17 protein-coding genes are annotated in these 18,737 nt (G+C 47.1%); 15 read left to right on the top strand and 2 right to left on the bottom strand.

What is annotated here, in order from left to right; all coding sequences use genetic code 11:
* Nucleotides 1-41 precede the first annotated feature (41 nt).
* Nucleotides 42-695, bottom strand: a complete 654-nt coding sequence (locus AC2TF5_RS25700) for a helix-turn-helix domain-containing protein (RefSeq protein ID WP_491303001.1) — start codon at nt 693-695, stop codon at nt 42-44.
* Between the two features lie 71 nt (nt 696-766).
* Between AC2TF5_RS25700 and AC2TF5_RS25695 the strand changes: the two genes are divergently transcribed.
* Nucleotides 767-1,216, top strand: coding sequence for an SRPBCC family protein (locus AC2TF5_RS25695; RefSeq protein WP_491299909.1), 450 nt, complete (start codon nt 767-769; stop codon nt 1,214-1,216).
* A gap of 168 nt (nt 1,217-1,384) precedes the next feature.
* On the opposite strand, the gene AC2TF5_RS25690 is transcribed toward AC2TF5_RS25695, so the two are convergent.
* The gene (locus AC2TF5_RS25690; protein ID WP_491299908.1) at nt 1,385-2,251 is read right to left on the bottom strand and encodes an AraC family transcriptional regulator; all 867 of its coding nucleotides are present in this window, start codon (nt 2,249-2,251) and stop codon (nt 1,385-1,387) included.
* Between the two features lie 264 nt (nt 2,252-2,515).
* Between AC2TF5_RS25690 and AC2TF5_RS25685 the strand changes: the two genes are divergently transcribed.
* From AC2TF5_RS25685 to AC2TF5_RS25620, 14 genes are all read left to right on the top strand, one after another.
* Nucleotides 2,516-2,866, top strand: a complete 351-nt coding sequence (locus AC2TF5_RS25685; RefSeq protein WP_491299907.1) for a hypothetical protein — start codon at nt 2,516-2,518, stop codon at nt 2,864-2,866.
* A 25-nt stretch (nt 2,867-2,891) separates the two neighbouring features.
* Nucleotides 2,892-3,878, top strand: coding sequence for a 3-oxoacyl-[acyl-carrier-protein] synthase III C-terminal domain-containing protein (locus tag AC2TF5_RS25680; protein WP_491299906.1), 987 nt, complete (start codon nt 2,892-2,894; stop codon nt 3,876-3,878).
* 310 nt (nt 3,879-4,188) lie between these two features.
* Nucleotides 4,189-5,529, top strand: a complete 1,341-nt coding sequence (locus tag AC2TF5_RS25675; RefSeq protein WP_491299905.1) for a hypothetical protein — start codon at nt 4,189-4,191, stop codon at nt 5,527-5,529.
* Nucleotides 5,530-5,694: 165 nt separating this feature from the next.
* Nucleotides 5,695-6,711: an NAD-dependent epimerase/dehydratase family protein gene (locus AC2TF5_RS25670; RefSeq protein ID WP_491299904.1), complete on the top strand. Its 1,017-nt coding sequence runs from the start codon at nt 5,695-5,697 to the stop codon at nt 6,709-6,711.
* Nucleotides 6,712-7,779, top strand: a complete 1,068-nt coding sequence (locus AC2TF5_RS25665) for a dihydrodipicolinate synthase family protein (protein ID WP_491299903.1) — start codon at nt 6,712-6,714, stop codon at nt 7,777-7,779.
* Nucleotides 7,780-7,820: 41 nt separating this feature from the next.
* On the top strand, nt 7,821-8,507 hold the full coding sequence (gene sdaAB / locus AC2TF5_RS25660) for an L-serine ammonia-lyase, iron-sulfur-dependent subunit beta (RefSeq protein ID WP_491299902.1): 687 nt from the start codon (nt 7,821-7,823) through the stop codon (nt 8,505-8,507).
* The gene (gene sdaAA, locus AC2TF5_RS25655) at nt 8,504-9,442 is read left to right on the top strand and encodes an L-serine ammonia-lyase, iron-sulfur-dependent, subunit alpha (RefSeq protein WP_491299901.1); all 939 of its coding nucleotides are present in this window, start codon (nt 8,504-8,506) and stop codon (nt 9,440-9,442) included. Before sdaAB ends, sdaAA begins: the two co-directional genes overlap by 4 nt.
* Entirely contained in the window at nt 9,439-10,347 is a 909-nt protein-coding gene (locus tag AC2TF5_RS25650) for a Gfo/Idh/MocA family protein (RefSeq protein ID WP_491299900.1), read from the top strand. Before sdaAA ends, AC2TF5_RS25650 begins: the two co-directional genes overlap by 4 nt.
* Nucleotides 10,348-10,374: 27 nt before the next feature.
* Complete coding sequence (locus AC2TF5_RS25645; protein WP_491299899.1) at nt 10,375-11,436, top strand: Gfo/Idh/MocA family protein; 1,062 nt, start codon at nt 10,375-10,377, stop codon at nt 11,434-11,436.
* A gap of 37 nt (nt 11,437-11,473) precedes the next feature.
* On the top strand, nt 11,474-12,352 hold the full coding sequence (locus AC2TF5_RS25640; protein ID WP_491303000.1) for a sugar phosphate isomerase/epimerase family protein: 879 nt from the start codon (nt 11,474-11,476) through the stop codon (nt 12,350-12,352).
* A 539-nt stretch (nt 12,353-12,891) separates the two neighbouring features.
* Nucleotides 12,892-14,502 carry an extracellular solute-binding protein gene (locus AC2TF5_RS25635; protein ID WP_491299898.1) on the top strand — a complete coding sequence of 537 codons (1,611 nt, stop codon included), beginning with the start codon at nt 12,892-12,894 and terminating at the stop codon, nt 14,500-14,502.
* A gap of 97 nt (nt 14,503-14,599) precedes the next feature.
* The gene (locus AC2TF5_RS25630; protein ID WP_491299897.1) at nt 14,600-15,568 is read left to right on the top strand and encodes an ABC transporter permease; all 969 of its coding nucleotides are present in this window, start codon (nt 14,600-14,602) and stop codon (nt 15,566-15,568) included.
* On the top strand, nt 15,562-16,434 hold the full coding sequence (locus tag AC2TF5_RS25625; protein WP_491299896.1) for a carbohydrate ABC transporter permease: 873 nt from the start codon (nt 15,562-15,564) through the stop codon (nt 16,432-16,434). The genes AC2TF5_RS25630 and AC2TF5_RS25625 overlap by 7 nt, the downstream gene beginning before the upstream one ends.
* A gap of 62 nt (nt 16,435-16,496) precedes the next feature.
* Nucleotides 16,497-18,734 (top strand): helix-turn-helix domain-containing protein, encoded by a 2,238-nt coding sequence (locus AC2TF5_RS25620; protein ID WP_491299895.1) that lies wholly within the window; start codon nt 16,497-16,499, stop codon nt 18,732-18,734.
* Nucleotides 18,735-18,737 lie beyond the last annotated feature (3 nt).

Genomic DNA, 18,737 nt, shown 5'->3' with positions numbered 1-18,737 from the left:
CCATTCCATTTGTTGACGCCGACAACTTTGGCTGATCTGCCTTATTTACGCCGCATATACTCTTCTGGCGTTTTACCGATAATGGATCTAAAGTCTTTTATGAAATGGGACTGATCATAATAGCCGAGCTCCACTGATAGCTTCAGTAAATCCTCGTGAGTCCCGTAATCCATTCTTTCAGCTGCACTCTGAAGCCGGTACAGCCTAATAACCCATTTGGGGTGCACACCGACATACTGGCTGAACATCCGCTGAAGCGTTCTTTTGTTCAGATTGGCGAACTCGCAGATCTGTTCGACGGTTGTCGTTTCCCGGTTCTGGTGAATATGTTCTATGATTTGATTGATGAGAATGATTGTATCATCCGGTTCCGGCAAGCATGTAAGGAGTATTTTCTCAGCGCGGGCTATCATCTGTTCGGGTTCCTTCGAGGACAAGATGTAGTTCTCCATATCGAGAGGATCGATGCCCAGTACATCAGCTGTTCCAACGGATTGGCCGGTAAGCCCGGAGAGGGGCTTTTTAATAAAAGGGTAAAATCCTCCTGCCTTGAACTTGACTCCGAATACGGACCCCTTACCCTCCAGATGGTGGGAGTGGACAGATTTGGACACGCCGTATATGGCCGTCCTGCCCGGTTGGACAACCAGATTGACACATGGATTAGGCACGACATCCTGGTCATGGGGAGGCAGTCCCGTTAAATCCCAGTGGATAATCCAGTAATGCTTAATAAAAGGACGCAGTTGTTAAAGGAGCGGACCTCATGGAGTTGAAGTATGATTTTTATATTGATGCTAATAAAGAGCAGGTATGGAATGCGCTGGTTTCACCCGAGGGCACACGCAGTGCATTTTTCGGTTCCGTTATCAAGTCATCTTTCGTAGTCGGAGAGCCGTATCAGTACGTTGGTCCTGGAGCAGATGGTGATGAAACCGTTCATGTATACGGCACCGTGCTGGCATATGAGCCGCAGCAGAAGCTGAGCCTCACCGAGCACCCTGGCCCAGCCTATTATTCGAATCATGCTGAGTTGGAATCCAGAATTACGTTTACACTGGACACGGTTGGGAAATGTACGAAGTTGACACTGGTCAACGACAATTACACGCCGGATCATCCTTCATTCAGCAAAGCAGGCGATTCCTGGTGGATGATTCTCAGCAGCATCAAAACATTTGTCGAAACCGGAAAAACGATGGATTTCGGCTGGTAGATTACACGATGATCCTCATAGGTGGGCATGTCATGATCACTCCGATCGATTAGATCGGGGTGTTTTTGTGCATCCTTATCTCGCAAGAAAAACTACCGCTAAGTGCGGTCTGTCTTCATGGAGGTGCGTCGATAGACGTTTTTGTTAAGAGGCGCAGCAGTTTGAGCATTAACCGTCTCCGTTTCTCGTATTACGGGGCGATAAGCCGGTGACCTTTTTGAACATTTTAGAGAAGAGGAACGGATCAATGTAGCCGACGGATCTTGAAATATCACTGATCGACAGATCCTTGTTCTGCAGCAGTTCAGACGCACGGTTCATTCGATATTCCAGCAAAAAAGTCTGAAGGGATATCCCGAACTGTGATTTAAACAGGCCTGACAAGTAGGTCCGGTCAAGCCCGATGGAGCGTGCGATGTCCATAACGCTGATCCTCTGGCTGTAATTATGCTCAATAAATTCAATGGCTTGTCGAACATAGGCTTCCTTTGAAACCGAGGGCTTAGGCTGTGCCAGCGCTTCTGGGGAACTCTGAATAAGCTCGGCCATTAACCGGTACAGGATACTCAGGCTGAGCACATCACGGCTTCTTTCCTCGCGGGCTGCCATCAGTTCATCATGATAAGCTTCGAATCCGGTAACAGATCGCCCCTCCGTGGCTTCGGTTTTGCTCATGCAGGCAACTTGAAAGATAGGATGATGAGATGACAAATGAGATCTTTGCAGAAGGGACTTCACATGAAGCCCGCGAAAGCCGAACCACGAGTATGTCCATGGATACTGCTCATCGGCACAGTAGTATACAAGCATGCCCGGAGGGATCAGAAACCCTTGTCCGGCCTGTAGGTGGTAGGTCTGATCATGTATGGTGAAGACGCCGCAGCCGCTGTGGATGTAATGAAGAATATAAGAATCACGCAGTCCAGGTCCCCATGAGTGACCAGCCACACATTCTTCCTTGCCAAAAAACAATAGACTCAGGTCCATTTGTCCCTGGGGTGATGAATGAACGAGATCCACGTGAATATACCGCATAGCGGATAAACACCTCCTGGTGATGATTGTAAGCTCGGCCTCACTCTACTTTATACATTAGATTCGAGGAAATGCAGTCATATCCTTTTTGCTCTAAAGGGGGTGCAGGTTGTTGAGGAATGATCAAACAAGGTTAAGAATGAGCGTGAATTGTCCGATAAATAAGAGGAGTACCCTAATGGGGAACTGTACTTTATAAAGTAATATTGAGTGCAGTTAACAGTAGAAATATATCATTATTGGAGAAGGGTAGGGAAAATTGAAATGACCCAGAAAGCTTTCAGTATCGAAATCAATGAAGCAACGAAGACCATGGAGATGATGGTAAGTGGTACGTTTACCGCACAGGATTATGAGAATTTTGTAAATGATTATGTGGCTAAGACTTCATCCATTGACGCATCACAGTATTTGCTTGAAGTGGACTGCAGAACGATGGATTTGCTGACACCCGGTGAAGTTGATAAATTGCAGGGGTCCTTTACACGATATAAAGAAACTGGTTTTGCCAAAGTGAACTTTATCGTATCCGAGTCACAATCGATTATAAAGATGCAGTTGGGACGTGTCGCTCGAATGGCGGGACTTTCTAATACCGAAGTAATCGTAAAATAAACAGATTGGAATGGAGCTGTTATATATGCAGCGTATTCGGTTGAAATCAATCGATATCTATCATCCGAATCATTCGGTAGATAATGAATTTTATATTTCTCATTATAAGGCGAAGGGCAAGGATATAACGAATTTCCTGGAGTTCATGGGACGGGAGAGTCGCTATATCATCGACAATGACACGGAAAATGGTCTGACGATGGGGATCGAAGCTGCGCGCAGAGTGCTTGCGAAGGCGGGTTTGACCGGAGAAGATATGGATATGATCATGTTCTCAACTCAGGTGCCAGAAACGACGTATCCGTCCAATGCGATGTTTGTGCATGCTGCCATTCAAGGGAAGACTGATGCCCTTGTGATGGATTCCAATGCGAACTGTGCGGGGATGACAGTTGCCGTTGACCAAGCCAGTCGTTACATGAGCGGGAATCCGGACTGTAAAAGAGCACTCGTTATCGGTTCTGATTACAATACATTGCTCTGTAACCCCGAAGATGAAATCACTTATGCCAACTATGGGGATGCGGCATGTGCTGTCATTCTTGAGCAGAGTGAAGAAGAAGAGGGCTTAATCGATTGCCAGTACTCCACACATTCCATCCTTCCGGAGAAAATTATGTATCCGGCACAGGGACTGGCAAAGATGGTGAAGGAGGAAGCGGGCGGCAAGTCGATTCAGTGGCTGCCTTTCGACGGGCATCTGGCAATGCCGCCGACCTTTACGCTGCTAGACAAGCTGCTGAGTCGAAATGGGTTAACCGCTCAGGACGTGAAGGCTTACTGTTTCTCACAGTTTTCCATGGGTAATATTCTGAAGATCCAGGAGCATCTTGAACTGGATGATTCCCAAATCGTTTACATTGGTGACCGCTTTGGATATACCGGAACTAGCAGTCCGTTCATTGCACTTTATGAAGGCATTGAAAGCGGGCGGATTCAGCGCGGTGATACCGTTTGTTTCTGGACCATTGGCTGTGGTTTTCAGCTGGTGGCCATGCTCTGGAAGTATTAATGATTTAAATAGAGGCAGTCCCTGGCTTGATGAAGCCGTAAGGGGCTGCCTTTAATGTGTAAATAACGATTAAGACTTATCATAACCGGTGAGCTCTGAGTCCCATAACCCGGCTTGCTTTACCCCAACATTAACACGACACTCGAAGCCGCGCAGAAATTAATGGAATTGAAACTGGCGACCACTAACAGGTAACTTATCATTGATTTCTGAAGCTTGATAAATCTGCATGAAGAGGTATGATTTAGGTAGATGGTGCTGCCTGTTAACGGCGGCGACCCAATAGGGAATATGCGGGAGTGAGCATTCAATGATAGATAGAAACAAGGAGTTAGTTGGGCAGATCCGCATTGGAATTATCGGCCCTCAAACGATAGTGGATAAGATCATGAGGGTCATTGAGACATTTCCTTCATTTGCGCCTGTGCCTTTGATATTTCAGCATGAAGATGAAGCCCCAGTTCTTGCGGAGCGGATCAGCGGAGAAGTGGAGGTGTTGATTCTTTCCGATCCGCTGTCTCACAGGAAGGTTAAAGAGCAGATGACGATTGCGATACCAGTGCATCATGTTCCAGTCACGGATGCCGGATTGTATAAAGCGCTCTTTTATGCCCGGCATGCAGGAAGACTCAGTAAAGGCATCTCTGTGGATACATTGACCGAAGCCATGGTGAGACGAACGCTGAAGGATATGGATATTACGGATGTGGAGAGTGTGATTTACGACGGACCGGCGTATACGTCCAAAAATAAACTCGCCGACTTTCATGAAGGAAACTACAATTCGGGAAATTGCTCGATTGCTTTTACCGGAATGGAGGCAGCGGCACATGAGCTGAGCCGCAGAGGTATACCGAACGTATGGCTGCTTCCTTCGGATCAAGACATCATTGTTTCTCTGGAGAGGGCTTTGCTGTCAACCGCATCACGCCGGAGTAAAGAAGGACAGATTGTGGTTGGCATGATTAATGTAGACGATTTCGGCACACAAGCTCTGAAACGGAACAATGAGCATGAGGTTCAGAAGCTGAAGCTGGATATTCACCGCATGGTGCTGGACTATGTAGAATCGCTGGATGGATATCTCACCCACATGGGCGGTGATGAGTATCTGTTCTTTACAACGCGGGGAATATTCGAGAGGGAAACCGGGGGGTATAAGACCATTCCTCTCGCCAAAGACATCAATAAGACACACGGTATTTCACTCAGTATAGGCATGGGATTTGGACGGACAGCTAGTGCTGCCGGCACGAATGCCCGCATCGCGATGAGAAAGGCGAAGGAGGCGGGGGGAAACGCCTGCTTTATCGTCCGTGAAGACGGCACGCTCATCGGTCCGCTGGAGATGGCAGATCCTGTACAGGATGTGTTGTCCTTTACCGATGCAGCCCTTATTAAACGGGCAGAGGATGCCGGCATGACGAGCGCCTATCTCAGTAAGCTGCTTCATCAGCGTGCCCGGTTTGGCAAATATGAATATAAGGTGCATGAGCTTGCGAATCTGCTGGACATTACGGTGAGAAGCGCTCACCGTCTGCTGCTGCTCTGGATCGACAATGGTCTGGTTGAAATATCCGGACTGGAGAAGGTTCCGAGGGGAAGGCCGAGACAAATATTCCTGTTTACCTTTTTGCAGAAGGATTTGTGATGTTGTGGCCCTTTGTCCCTAAATGTGAGAGTGGACGAAGGGTGTGTCATAACCGCCGGTGACGGAAAAGTATTCTTCTATTTAAAGACGATTTAAAGATTTGTCTTTATATACGTTCCCTCGTTATGATGAAGAGGAACCGTAATCAGAAGGAGATGATTGGATATGAAAACCGTTGCAGAATTAGAAGCAAAGCTTGCTGAGCCATCAGAACAGTTGATTGCCGATTTGAGTACGATAGAAGGAGATATCCTGATTCTTGGCGTCGGCGGCAAGATGGGGCCGAGTCTGGCAAGACTGGCTGCCAATGCTGTCAAAGAAGGCGGATTAAATAAACGGATTATCGGTGTATCCCGGTTCTCCAATGCCGACGCAAGACGTGAGCTGGAAGAGGCTGGAATTGAAACGATCTCATGCGATTTACTTAATGATGAAGAGCTGCAGAAGTTGCCGGATGCGGCTAATGTGATTTATATGGCAGGTAACAAGTTTGGTACAACGGGCCGTGAGTATTTTACATGGGCAATGAACTCTTATCTGCCGGGCCGTGTGGCTGAGAAATACAAAAATTCAAAAATCGTCGTATTCTCCTCAGGTAATGTGTATCCGTTTTCACCAGTGGGCAGCGGCGGCGTAAATGAAGCTGTGTCTCCTGAGCCGCTCGGTGAGTACGCACAGTCATGTCTTGGTAGAGAGCGTGTTTTCGAGTATTTCTCTCATCAAAATGGGACACCAATGACGATCTACCGTCTGAACTATGCGATTGACATGCGTTACGGGGTTCTTCTGGAGTTGGCTAAGTCCATCAACGAAGATCGTCCGATCAATCTTGCAATGGGACACGCGAACGTGATCTGGCAGGGGGATGCCAACGAAATGGCGCTGCGCTGCCTGAAGCACTGCAACAACCCGCCGGAGATCATTAACATTACCGGACCGGAAACGATGTCTATCCGCTGGGCTGCTGAAGAACTGGCTAAACGTATGGGAAAAGAAGTTAACTTTACGGGAACAGAATCCGAGACGGCTCTGCTTAACAATGCGACGAAATCGCATCAGCTATTCGGTTATCCAAAAGTATCGCTGCTGCAAATGATCGATTGGACGGCAGAGTGGATACAATCCGGCGGAGATACATGGAATAAGCCAACACATTTCCAAGAGAGAAAGGGGAAATTCTAAGTGATTGAAGCAAACAGATTGTCACTAGAAAAAGCAAAGGCACTTGCAGAAGGTCTTGTTATACCGGCGCACCCTCTTGCACTCGATAGTAACCGCAAACTGGATGAGCGCCGTCAGCGGGCTCTGTCACGGTATTATGCAGCGTCCGGTGCAGGCGGTATAGCAGTAGCGGTACACTCCACCCAATTTGAAATCCGCGACAAGGGCATTGATCTGTATGAACCGGTACTTCGTCTTGCGGCGGAAGAGATTGAACGGGCGAAGCTGGACAGACCGTTTATTATGGTAGCTGGTATTTGCGGACCGACGGAGCAGGCTGTGAATGAAGCACAGATTGCCCGCAATCTTGGATATGACGCCGCTCTGCTGAGTATGGGCGGACTGGCTGATATGAGTGAGCAAGACATTCTGAAGAGAACGGAAGTTATTGCGGACATTATGCCGGTGATTGGGTTCTACCTGCAGCCTTCCGTTGGCGGAAAAATCTTTAGCTTCGACTTCTGGCGTCAATTTGCAGAAATTCCGAACGTTGTGGCGATAAAGATGGCACCATTTAACCGATATCAGTCGATTGATGTGGCACGTGCTGTTTGTTATTCTAGCCGGAGGGATGAAATTTCCCTTTATACCGGAAATGATGATAATATCATCAATGACCTGCTCACGACTTATCGTTTCAATGTGGATGGCAAAGTCGTGGAAAAGCCGGTTATCGGAGGACTGCTCGGTCACTGGGCCGTCTGGACCCGTAAAGCGGTAGAGCAGCTGGAGGAGATCAAGCAGGTACGGAGCGGAGCCATCTCTCCGGAATGGCTGACGCGAAACATTGAGGTGACGGATTGCAATGCGGCTTTCTTTGATCCGGCCCACCAATTCCACGGCTGTATTCCGGGCATTCATGAGGTTCTTCGCCGCCAGGGACTGCTGGAAGGCATCTGGTGTCTGAACCCGAATGAAACATTGTCACCGGGACAGTCTGAAGAGATTGACCGGGTGTACAGAGATTATCCTCATTTGAACGATGATGATTTTGTTAAAGAGCATTTGGAAAAATGGCTGGCTGAATAAATAGTTTAGCTGTAATAATTTGATGAACGGGGGAAACGCTTGTGCGTTTTAAAGATGTGTTTTCAATTATTGGACCGAGTATGGTAGGTCCGTCCAGCTCCCATACAGCGGGCGCTGTGCGAATAGGCAGGGCAGCGCGGCGCATTTTTGGAGCGTTTCCCGAACAAGCGGAGATCGTGTTCTATGGTTCTTTTGCCGAGACCTATCGTGGACACGGGACCGATCTGGCGGTCGTTGGCGGTTTGATGGATTTTGCTACAGATGATATGCGCATTCGAAATTCAATCGATCTTGCAGAAGCAGCAGGAATGGCTATCACCTTCAAGACGGCTCAGAATGTTGCTTTTCACCCAAATACAGTAATGTTGAAGCTGAAAGACGGTGAAGGCCGGGAGGATGTTGTTGTCGGTGCTTCTATCGGAGGCGGAAATGTTGAGATTTTGGGTGTTAACGGTTTTGATGTGAAATTTACGATGAATTATCCGGCACTGATTGTGTTTCACAAAGACACGCGGGGAATGGTCGCACATATCACCCGAATATTAGACGGTGGAGGCGTAAACATCGGATACATGGATTTGGACCGCAAAGGACGAGGCGGGGAAGCTGTTACCGTCTTGGAGACGGATGAAGCGGTGCCTCAGGACCTCATGGAGCATATTCGCGGCTTGGGCAATGTCCATCGTGTCGTATTTGCGGATTTGACGTCAGAGGAGGTTACAGAATGAAGTTTTCTACATTACAGCAGCTGACGGAATGCTGCCGCGAGGACGGGGTCACGATCGGACAGCTGATGCTCCGTGAGCAAGCGAAGGAGACCGGGAAGAGCGAAGAGGAAACGTTCAAGATGATGGCTGACTATTACAACATCATGAAAGAAGCGGTTCATCGTGGAATCCATGAACCTGTTCCGTCTCGGAGCGGTTTAACCGGCGGTGACGCGGTGCGTGTTAGCGAGTATATGCTAGGAGGCGTTTCTTCCCTTGGAACAGAAGCCTGTACCGCGATGGCTTATGCTTTGTCCGTATCTGAAGTGAACGCCTCTATGGGTCGTATTGTAGCCACACCGACGGCTGGGTCATGCGGCATCATACCTGGCGTTTTTGTCAGTGCACAGGAAAGGTTCGCTTGGGAAGATGAGCATCTCGTCATGGGGTTGTTCAGTGCTGGTGCTATTGGCTATGTCATCGCGAACAATTCGTTCATATCCGGTGCCGAGGGCGGCTGTCAGGCTGAGGTTGGCTCAGCCATCGGCATGGCAGCCGGTGCGCTCACGGAGCTGAGAGGCGGAACACCGGAGCAGGCGGTGCACGCTGTCGGTCTGGCTCTCAAAAATTCCCTCGGGCTGATTTGTGATCCAGTAGGCGGGCTTGTAGAAATTCCGTGCATTGTTCGTAACGGCTTTGGTGCTGTAACGGCGCTTGCTGCCGCAGATATGGCGCTTGCTGGCGTCCGCAGCGTTATTCCGTCCGATGAAGTGGTCGATGTCATGCTTGAGGTCGGAACGGCGATGCCTGCTAAACATAGGGAAACTGCTAAGGGTGGACTTGCGCAAACTCCTACAGGGAAAAAGATTTTAAAGGATCTGTACGGCAAGGATGGCAAGAACGTGAAGGAGAAAGGCGCCAAGAGCACCAAGAAGAAGGAGGATGAGTCGAAATGAACTCACTCCGGATTGGCTTGATTGGTCTTGATACCTCACATGCCTTGGCATTTACACGGTTGCTGCATGATACAGAAGATGCTTACCATGTTCCGGGTGCCCGTGTCGTTGCGGCATATCCGGGCGGATCACCGGATTTCTCACTAAGTATCTCGCGGGTTAACGGTTTTACGGAAGATATCAAGCAGAAATATGGTGTTCGGATTATGGATACACCGGAGGAGGTCGCAGAGCACTGTGATGCCCTCATGCTGCTGTCAGCAGACGGCCGGGTGCATCTAGAGTTGTTTCGAAAGATAGCTCCTTACGGAAAGCCTGTATTTATAGATAAGCCTTTGGCATTGAAATCATCCGAAGCGGAAGAGATTGGGGCAATTGCCGCAAGGTACGGCATTTCAGTCATGAGCTCCTCTTCCCTTCGGTATGCGGTCAGTTTGACTGAGGAGCTTGACCGTGAAGGGAAGGGTAATGTTATTGGAGCGGATGTACATGGTCCGATGGAAGTAGAGAGTACTCAATCGCATTATTTTTGGTACGGAATTCATGCAGTGGAAATGCTCTTTGCCATCATGGGACCGGGCTGCCGGGAGGTAAATGTGTCTTCTACTGAAGTACATGAGCTGATTACCGGAACTTGGGATGACGGACGAATCGGCACGGTACGCGGAAACCGCGGCGGTAATTATATGTTCGGTGCTTTGATTCACCGTACGACCGGAAGTGACTACGTGGATGCTGCGGCGTCTGGCAAGCCGTTTTATGCGGATCTGCTGGAGCAGGTCATGCCAATGTTTGCATCCGGAAAGACGGTTCTTCCGTTCGAGCAATCCGTTGAAGTCATTCGATTCCTTGAGGTCGCAGAAGAGAGCAGAACAACAGGCTGCACTGTAAAACTATATATGTAGATGAATTAGCTGAGGAGGAACTAGGCGATGGGGAAATTAAAGATTGGCGTTATCGGTGCAGGATCGATATCCCAGTATCATTTAGGAGGTTACGCCGCTCATCAGGATACGGAAATTTATGCGGTTTGTGATCTGAATCAAGAACGTGCCGAGCAAAAGGCAGAAGAATTTGGCGCATCCAAGGTATTTACCGATTATCACGAGTTGCTGGCACTGCCTGAAATCGATGCAGTCAGCATCTGTACCTGGAACAACTCGCATGCCGAGATCAGCATTGCCGCTCTGGAAGCTGGTAAACACGTACTGGTGGAGAAACCGCTTTGCAAAACCGTGGAAGAGGCACTGCGTGTAGAAGAAGCAGTCCGTAAAAGCGGAAAAATTCTGCAGGTTGGATTCGTCAGACGTTATGCGGAAAATACACAAATTTTGAAAAAATTCATCGATGCATCGGATCTCGGTGAAATTTATTACGCGAAAGCGTCCTGCCTTCGCCGGCTCGGGAACCCGGGCGGCTGGTTTACCGATGTAGAGCGCTCAGGCGGCGGGCCGCTGATCGACCTTGGAGTCCATGTTATCGATATTTGCTGGTACCTGATGGGTAAACCGAAAGTGGTATCTGTTACAGGCAACACGTATAATCGTCTCGGCAACCGTTCCAACGTAGAGCACTTGTCTTTCTATCAAGCGGCAGATTATGATTCCTCCAAAAACTCTGTTGAGGATATGGCGAATGCTCTTATCCGTTTTGAGAACGGTGCTTCCCTGATGGTAGATGTGAGCTTTACGCTGCATGCGAAGCAGGACGAGCTTTCCGTGAAGCTGTACGGTGACAAAGGCGGGGCCGAGCTTGAGCCTGATCTGTCCATTGTGACGGAGAAGCATGATACGATTCTGAACTTTGAGCCGCAGATTGATAACAGTACGTTTAATTTCATCGGTGCTTTTAACAACGAGGTGGCGACCTTTGCGGAGAGCATCCTTGGCACGAAGACATCACTCAGCCCGGTGGAAGATGGCGTGGAAATGATGAAAATCCTGTGTGCAATCTATGAGTCTGCTGAAACAGGCAAGGAGATTACATTTAAATAGTGAATGTGAAATAACACCTGGGGAGGAATACGGAGTGGTGAAATTAACGAACAAAATCGGAGTGATCGTAGACAGCTTCGGCGTGGGTGTGTATGAAGGTTTGAAGAAGGCAAAGGAAGTTGGAGCCGAGGGCGTACAAATATACGCGGTTAAAGGTGAAATGGATCCAGCAGTTCTGACACCTGCGGCCAAAAAGGATCTGAAATCCGCGCTGGACGGACTTGGGCTTGAGATCTCTGCACTTTGCGGCGATCTTGGCGGACACGGTTTTCAGGATAAGACTGTAAACGCACAAAAAATCGAAAAATCTAAACGTATCCTGGATCTCGCTATGGAGTTGGGAACGAATGTTGTTACGACGCATATCGGAATTGTGCCTGACGATAAGGACAGCGAAGTGTACAGCGTGATGCAGGCGGCATGTGAGGAACTGTGTCAGTATGCAAGCTCCATGAATGCCTATTTTGCGATTGAGACAGGCCCCGAACCGGCTGCCCATTTGAAATCATTTTTGGACACACTCTCTGGCAAGGGCGTATCGGTTAATTTTGATCCGGCAAATATGGTTATGGTAACCGGCGATGATCCAGTTCAAGGTGTACATATCCTGAAGGACTACATTGTGCATACCCATGTAAAGGATGGCGTCCGTAACCGCGATTTTGTAGATCCGCGGATTGTATATGGGGCTCTTGGCTTTGATGGTATGGATCATGAAAAAGTTGCTCAACTCGTTACATCGGGTGAGTTATTTGCCGAAGTGCCTTTGGGCGAAGGCAAGGTTGATTTTGATGGCTACTTCCAGGCGCTGAATGATATCGGTTATAAAGGGTATCTGACGATTGAAAGAGAAGTTGGCAATCAGCCGGAAGAAGATATCCGAAAAGCAGTTCAGTTTATTCGCAAATACCGTTAAAATTTCCGTTCAGAATGAATGGCTCGACTTTTGAATTTTACATCTTGACCGGATTAGAAATTCCACCTTCTATCGGAGGGAGATTGGTGAAAGATTGAAAAACAAAAACGAGTTGTTTTGAGGAGGGATTTCACGCTGAAATCCCTTCTGTTTTTTTGTATTTCTACCTCTTTAGCATTTTCCACACGCTACAAATCCTTGATACATAGCCTTTTTTTGTGTTTTTGATTAAAAACAGAGCAGGAAACAACAGGTTGGTGAAATACAATTCTTTACCAAAACTGAAAGCGCTTTTATGATGTGGGTGGGTAGAAAAATTGAATCTCGCAATTAAATATGGGCGGTTATACATTTGATGTATTTCAACCAAAACAGTGCGGGATGGTTCGACAAGAAAGGGGGCAGCTCGATAGAATTTCAGATATTTTTTCTAAAGTTTTATGAGTTGTTGGAATGAAATGACGGGGGTTACTTAAGAAATATTCAGTACAAATTTCCATCATTTATTATTATGCATGACCAATTAGGGAGGAACAGAAATGTCAAAAAAGTGGTTTAGTATGGCACTGGTTTTAACGATGTTTGCATCGCTTCTTGCTGCTTGTGGCGGAGGAAAAGAGGCCACTCCTGAAAAAGGCACAGAAACCCCACCTAAAGAAACGACAACACCGGCAGATCCGGACCAATATGGAGATACAGGCGGTTTGACACTGCCACTGGTTGACAAACCAACCAAAATCACTTGGATGCTGCCGAGTGACAAAACCGATATCAACACGTCGCTCATCGCAAAAGAAATCGAGAAGCGTACGGGGATTACCGTTGACTTCCAGGCCTATTCCCATGCAACCTACAAAGACAAATTAAGAGTGGTTGTGGCTTCGGGTAAACTGCCGGATATTTTCCACGGTCTGAACCCAGATGAACTGAAGAAAATCGGTAAGCAAAATGCCGTTGTGGCCATTAATGAACATGCCGATATGCTTCCAAACTTCAAGAAATTATACATGGAAGAAAACCCATGGGTGCTTTCCTCTTACGGCGACGAGGATGGAAAATTGTATTCGTGGCCGATTCACAACCTGAACCGGGATGTAAACCATGGTTTTATGTACCGGAAGGATATTTTTGATGAAGTGGGCATTAAAGAATGGACCAATACGGATGAATTTTACCAGGCTTTGAAAGCACTGAAAGAAAAGTACCCTAATTCTTATCCTTACGCTTCCAAAACGAAAGAATACATATTCCGGGACTGGTCGTACGGCTGGGGAATCAGCGGTACAAACTATCCGATGTATTATGATGAATCCGCTAAGGTTTGGAAGTTTGCAAGCGTTCAACCTGAACATAAAGAGATGCTGGACTTCATGAAAAAACTTTACAATGAAGGATTGCTGGATCCTGAATTCATGACGGATACCCAGGAAAGCTGGACGTCCAAAATGACAACAAGTGATAAAGCGTTTGTAACATACGACTGGATCGGACGTCTTGACATGTTCTATAACCAAATCAAAGACAAGAACCCTAAATACGATTTGAGATACGGGAATCCGGTTGGGCCAACAGGTAATGGCATGAGCCTTCCCAAAATTGATGCCACCTTTGGTATTGCTGTAACGAATAATGATAGAAAGGAAGCCGCCCTGAAGTTGTTGGATTATCTGACTAGCCCATCCGGTGCTACGCTCGTCACTATGGGTGTGGAAGGCGAAACATTCAAGATGGAGGGTGACAAAGTCGTATATCCAGAGCTGACCGACGTTCCTTTGGTTGATATTAGTGTGCTGGAGGACAGATACGGTCTGTGGCTGGAAGGCATGTACTTAAACCCTGACAGACGCAGTGTTTATTACAACTTCACTGAGAAAGAACAGGAAGCTCAAGACAAACGTATGAATGCGAACAGCTTCGAGCCATTGGATCCGGTATTGAATTTTACGGATGCCGAATCTGCTACGATTGCCGAGCTTCAGGTCAATCTTGAGAAAAGTTCCAACGAGTTCAACTCGAAATATGTTCTGAACAAAAACTACGGGGACGCACAATGGGCTGAGTGGCAAAAAACAGCTGCTAAACAAGGTGCCGATAAGATGGTCGAGATTTTCAACGCCGCCCAACAGCGTTTTGACGCAGCCACAAAATAATAACAGCAGCCCTGCTGCAAATTGATTGGTAATAATAGGGTGACAGCAGCATTCGGTCTTGGCCGGGTGCTGCTCATCATCTAAAGGAGGCAACATCATGGCACGCGCCGGCATAGAAACAAGCAAGGCAAGACCACCCAAAAAGGCGGGTGCAGGTCGCAAGCTTACAGCATTTCAGCATATGAAACGCGACAGACAGCTGCTGATCCTGTTTATTCCGTGCTTTTTATTTTATCTAATTTTCCGTTATGGACCTTTGTACGGCATGCTTATTGCTTTTAAGGATTACAGCGTATTTACTGGCATTATGGAAAGCCCGTGGGTCGGTTTGAAACATTTTACCAACTTTTTCACTGGTCCGGATTTCTGGCTGTTGTTTAAGAACACCCTTACTTTAGGTGTGCTCACGCTCATTTTTTCATTCCCTTTTCCGATCATTCTAGCTATTCTGCTGAACGAGGCACGGCTCAAATGGTTTAAAAAATCGGTACAGACGATCAGCTACCTGCCTTCGTTCCTGTCCGTGGTTATCATCAGCAGTATGTTGATTGATTTCCTGTCACCAAACAACGGTATTATCAACCAGCTGCTTGCTTCAATAGGCTTTGAGAAAACATATTTTCTGATTGATCCGGCATGGTTCCGTCCCATTTATATCGCTTCTGACATTTGGACGAATACCGGATATGAAGCAATTATTTACATGGCGGCCATTGCAGGCATCAGTCCTTCGCTTTATGAAGCGGCCAAGGTGGACGGCGCCAAGCGACGCCATATGATTTTTAAAATCACAATTCCGGCCCTCATGCCAACAATCATCATCATGTTTATTTTGAAGACCGGCCAGATGCTGCGTATCGGTTATGAAAAGGTTCTCTTGCTCTATAACCCGATGACGTACGAAGTAGCGGACGTGTTCTCTACCTTCGTTTACCGGAAAGGTATTTTGGAGGCCAATTACAGCTACGCCGCGGCCGTCGGACTGTTCGAAGCCGTAGTAGCCATGGTACTGCTGTTCTCCTCGAACTTCCTGAGTAAAAAGATCGGAGGGAATGGTCTGTGGTAACCAAAAAATTGAAAAACATCTCGCTGTTCTCTGTCGTTAACGCGATCATCCTGCTGTGTCTCTCGATCGTTATCCTGTATCCTATTATTTATATTGCGGCGGTTTCCTTCAGCGACACGGCTTCCGTTCTCCAAGGCAAGGTAACACTGTTTCCGAAAGGCTTCAATCTGGATGCGTATGCGCAGGTGCTTGAGGATGAACGTATCCCGCGCGCATATTTAAACACCATTTTCTATACAACACTTGGAACAACGATCAATCTGTTGTTTACGGCTATTGCAGCTTATCCGCTAGCTCGTAAGGATTTCTTTGGACGGAAATTTTTCTTGCTGGCCATCATTCTTACGATGTTCCTGAACCCCGGCATCATTCCGAACTACCTCATCGTTCAGGAGTTGGGTCTGATTGACACCGTCTGGGCGCTTGTGCTGCCAAATGCCATTTGGACGTTTGAATTGATCATTTTAAAAAGTTTCTATGAGAATATGTCGGAAGCGCTTCGGGAAGCTGCCGTGGTGGACGGTGCATCGGAATACCGTATTCTGTTCCAGATCGTAATCCCGCTTTCAAAACCGGCGCTTGCTTCAATTGGACTGTTCTACTTTATGGGCCATTGGAATAGTTTTTTCATTCCGCTCATTTATTTAAACGACGCGAAGATGTATCCTCTTCAGGTAGTTCTGAGGGATATGCTAATCTTTGCGGACAGCAGCAACAACACGAATCTCGTCGACGCCGCCGCGTTGGCTCCGCAGGCTATGAAGAACGCGACGATCGTTCTGTCGATGATTCCGGTTCTTCTGCTTTATCCTTTCGCGCAAAAGTATTTTGCCAAAGGCGTTATGCTCGGTTCCGAAAAAGGGTGACGTAAAGCTCGCTTGGGTATAACATGGTGAATATGAACGGACATCAAGAGAGGTGATCCATATTGAATCGATTGATCGCTAATAGAGGGCTGCTTCAGATTTTTTTCGCTCTACAGCTGGTCGTCGGCATCATGTTTATATTCAACTATATGGTCTACAAGAATTCAATTACCGGAATTTACGAGAAAGTCACAGAAAACAACCGGATGGTCATCAAAAATATCATCCAGTCGTTTGACTCCAGCTTTGCATCGATTAACAACCTGATGTTTAACATTCATGCGCTACCTTACGAACAGATCAGCGACAGTGAAGGCAAGAACGATATGGAGAAGGTTATCTCCTTGCAGGACAGTCTGGTGAGGATGGTCTCCACTTTGGACTTTGTGGAAGATGCGATCATCACTTATGACTTCAACCTGGCAATAACAACCAAGGGAACAAGCAGTATGGAAGCACTTTTCGACCGGAAATATACGACCGGTAAATACAATTCCGGATTCTGGAATAGCTTTATCAGGTCAGATCACGACTTCACCGTATTTCCGGCCGAAATGTACTCTGATATTAACGGAGCAAATAAACGTAATCTGATCGTCGCTGTGGACAGCAGTAAAATCAGGATGTCTAACAAGAAATTATTGGTCCTGATCGACGTGAATAAAATGCTGAACAGTATTAATTTAAAGGCGATGATTCCGGGGGCCTCCTTGATCGTACTGGATGCAAACCGCAATGTCATACTCAGCACAGAGAAGGACCTTGACCTGGTTGACATATTAAATGATGTTTATTTCAATCCGTCCAGTGAGGCGTCTCTGACGCGTGAGAATTATGAGTACAATTTCTACAAATCCGAATCTAACGGATTTATTTATATCAACAAACTTCCTTACAAATTCCAAAACATCGATTCCGTGTCGAACGCCAACCTGTGGATCATGTACGGGGCGATTTTGTTGGCTGTTGTATTGTCCGTTCTTCTGAGTATCTATCTTTACAGACCGGTCAAAAACATTTTGCAGCAACTCGGAGGATCGAATATAAAAGGGAACGACTTTGTCAAAATTCATAGTGGAATTTTAAAGGTGCAGCGGGAGAACGAATCTCTTAAAAGCCAAATGAATCTGGTAGACGAGGAAATACGTCGAGGTGTGTTTCTGCAGACCCTGGACGGATATGCGCATTCGAGAGAATACGAAATGCAGATGCAGAACCAGTACGCCTATTTATTTCAGTGCAGACACTTTGTGATGGCAGCTATACACTTAACACCGCAGGAAGGTGCGGGAGAGCAGACTGATCTCTCGGTAGAAGAATTTACGGAAATAATCGAGGGCGGCGTGCAGGAGAGTATAGATCATGCAGTCGTGTTCCATGAGGACAATCTTCAATTTCTCGTGCTGATCGGGATTGAACATCCGTCGGATCGGAAAAAAGTACTGAAGAGTTTTGAGAGTTATATACAGCAAACCAAAGGGGATACCTTTTCCTCTTTCAGAGTTTGGGGCTGCGTCAGCAGGGCGTTTGAGTCCAAAATCAGCAACTGTAGGGAAGGCTACCAGGATATCCAGAACGGATTTCTATACCGAAACGTCAACACGAAAGAGTGGGTGACGGATACGGAGGCGATCCGATTTGTCCCGGACATTCATTTGCCTCTCCAACAGTTAGAGAAGCTGTCGAACTGCCTGATGACCGGCAAAACGGACGAAGCCATGGATATTGTCGATACTATCATTGAGGAGAATGCGTCCTTGCGCATTCATCATCACCAGATGGTACATATTGCACAAACGATGTTTTTCATTATACTCAGACAGGCCAATGCTTCGGAAGAGAACCGTGAAGAACTATTTCGAATCGAAACGGAATTTCTCGGGAAGCTGCACGATGCCTTTAATTATCAGGAAATCCGTACTCTCTTGATGGATGGGTTGCGGCGGATTGCGGCTATGAGGAACTACGATTCGAAGAGCAAGCTGAACCCGGCGTTCATATCCCAATACATTGAGCTTCATTACATGGAAAACCTGTATCTGGATCATATGGCAGAGGTGCTGGATACGAGCTCTAAATATTTTTCAAACTATTTCAAAAAGACCTTCGGTGTGAACTACGTGGAGTACCTGAATAAGGTACGGTTGTCTCATGCCAGAGAATATCTTAAAAATACCGATCTGAGCATTGCCGAAATTGGCGAAAAGACAGGATATACGAACTCTTCGACGTTTACAACAACGTTCAAAAAATATTGCGGCGTGTCACCAAGCGAATATCGCAAGAAAACCGCAAACTAGGGT

This window comes from Paenibacillus sp. JNUCC 34 (assembly GCF_058269055.1).
Note: the sequence above shows the minus strand (reverse complement) of the source record. Positions and strands in the feature narration are given on the sequence as shown.

Bases quoted from the DNA above. Each gene is read 5' to 3' on its own strand.
- AC2TF5_RS25685 (WP_491299907.1), top strand. From the start codon at position 2,516: ATGACCCAGAAAGCTTTCAGTATCGAAATCAATGAAGCAACGAAGACC.
- AC2TF5_RS25695 (WP_491299909.1), top strand. From the start codon at position 767: ATGGAGTTGAAGTATGATTTTTATATTGATGCTAATAAAGAGCAGGTA.
- AC2TF5_RS25635 (WP_491299898.1), top strand. From the start codon at position 12,892: ATGTCAAAAAAGTGGTTTAGTATGGCACTGGTTTTAACGATGTTTGCA.
- AC2TF5_RS25670 (WP_491299904.1), top strand. From the start codon at position 5,695: ATGAAAACCGTTGCAGAATTAGAAGCAAAGCTTGCTGAGCCATCAGAA.
- AC2TF5_RS25690 (WP_491299908.1), bottom strand. From the start codon at position 2,251: ATGCGGTATATTCACGTGGATCTCGTTCATTCATCACCCCAGGGACAA.
- sdaAA (WP_491299901.1), top strand. From the start codon at position 8,504: ATGAAGTTTTCTACATTACAGCAGCTGACGGAATGCTGCCGCGAGGAC.
- AC2TF5_RS25630 (WP_491299897.1), top strand. From the start codon at position 14,600: ATGGCACGCGCCGGCATAGAAACAAGCAAGGCAAGACCACCCAAAAAG.
- AC2TF5_RS25680 (WP_491299906.1), top strand. From the start codon at position 2,892: ATGCAGCGTATTCGGTTGAAATCAATCGATATCTATCATCCGAATCAT.
- AC2TF5_RS25675 (WP_491299905.1), top strand. From the start codon at position 4,189: ATGATAGATAGAAACAAGGAGTTAGTTGGGCAGATCCGCATTGGAATT.
- AC2TF5_RS25645 (WP_491299899.1), top strand. From the start codon at position 10,375: ATGGGGAAATTAAAGATTGGCGTTATCGGTGCAGGATCGATATCCCAG.
- AC2TF5_RS25650 (WP_491299900.1), top strand. From the start codon at position 9,439: ATGAACTCACTCCGGATTGGCTTGATTGGTCTTGATACCTCACATGCC.